General features: G+C 48.5%; 1 rRNA gene. It reads left to right on the top strand.

The window, feature by feature from the left end:
• The first annotated feature begins 170 nt into the window (after positions 1-170).
• Positions 171-1,731 (top strand): 16S ribosomal RNA (locus AC1RPN_RS07655).
• Positions 1,732-1,786 lie beyond the last annotated feature (55 nt).

Here is a 1,786-nt window from a genome sequence, read left to right as displayed (position 1 = left end):
TTGATATGATATAAAAGTTGTCAAAAGCAACCAAGTAGATCTTTGAAAACTGAACAAATTTTCGACAAATCAAATGTGTAGGGTCTCTTAACTAAGAGTTAAGAGCAAACATTTGCGAAGTCAATTCGCTAGTTTCAAAAAGTAACAAAACAATAAGAGCAATCAACTTTTTATATGAGAGTTTGATCCTGGCTCAGGATGAACGCTGGCGGCGTGCCTAATACATGCAAGTCGAACGCATTATCTTCACCGAGTGCTTGCACTCACCGAAGATAATGAGTGGCGAACGGGTGAGTAACACGTGGGTAACCTGCCCAAAAGAGGGGGATAACACTTGGAAACAGGTGCTAATACCGCATAATTTGTTAAACCGCATGGTTTGATAATGAAAGACGGCGTAAGCTGTCACTTTTGGATGGACCCGCGGCGTATTAGCTAGTTGGTGAGGTAAAGGCCCACCAAGGCAATGATACGTAGCCGACCTGAGAGGGTGATCGGCCACATTGGGACTGAGACACGGCCCAAACTCCTACGGGAGGCAGCAGTAGGGAATCTTCCACAATGGACGAAAGTCTGATGGAGCAACGCCGCGTGAGTGAAGAAGGTTTTCGGATCGTAAAGCTCTGTTGTTAGAGAAGAATGTAGGTAAGAGTAACTGTTTACCTAGTGACGGTATCTAACCAGAAAGCCACGGCTAACTACGTGCCAGCAGCCGCGGTAATACGTAGGTGGCAAGCGTTATCCGGATTTATTGGGCGTAAAGCGAACGCAGGCGGTTTTTTAAGTCTGATGTGAAAGCCTTCGGCTCAACCGAAGAAATGCATTGGAAACTGGATAACTTGAGTGCAGAAGAGGAGAGTGGAACACCATGTGTAGCGGTGAAATGCGTAGATATATGGTAGAACACCAGTGGCGAAAGCGGCTCTCTGGTCTGTAACTGACGCTGAGGTTCGAAAGCATGGGTAGCAAACAGGATTAGATACCCTGGTAGTCCATGCCGTAAACGATGAGTGCTAAGTGTTGGAGGGTTTCCGCCCTTCAGTGCTGCAGCTAACGCATTAAGCACTCCGCCTGGGGAGTACGACCGCAAGGTTGAAACTCAAAGGAATTGACGGGGGCCCGCACAAGCGGTGGAGCATGTGGTTTAATTCGAAGCAACGCGAAGAACCTTACCAGGTCTTGACATCTTCTGACAAACCTAGAGATAGGCCGTTCCCTTCGGGGACAGAATGACAGGTGGTGCATGGTTGTCGTCAGCTCGTGTCGTGAGATGTTGGGTTAAGTCCCGCAACGAGCGCAACCCTTATTATTAGTTGCCAGCATTTAGTTGGGCACTCTAATGAGACTGCCGGTGACAAACCGGAGGAAGGTGGGGATGACGTCAAATCATCATGCCCCTTATGACCTGGGCTACACACGTGCTACAATGGACGGTACAACGAGTTGCGAGACCGCGAGGTTAAGCTAATCTCTTAAAGCCGTTCTCAGTTCGGATTGTAGGCTGCAACTCGCCTACATGAAGTTGGAATCGCTAGTAATCGCGGATCAGAATGCCGCGGTGAATACGTTCCCGGGCCTTGTACACACCGCCCGTCACACCATGAGAGTTTGTAACACCCAAAGCCGGTGAGGTAACCTTTTAGGAGCCAGCCGTCTAAGGTGGGACAGATGATTAGGGTGAAGTCGTAACAAGGTAGCCGTAGGAGAACCTGCGGCTGGATCACCTCCTTTCTAAGGAATATTACGGAAACCTACACACTTGTCGAAAATTTGTTTAGTTTTGAGG

The sequence above is a fragment of the Dellaglioa sp. CoH-57-MRSF-20 genome (assembly GCF_056781955.1).
The sequence above is the reverse complement of the archived record's forward strand: the minus strand, read 5'-3'. Positions and strand labels throughout refer to the sequence as shown.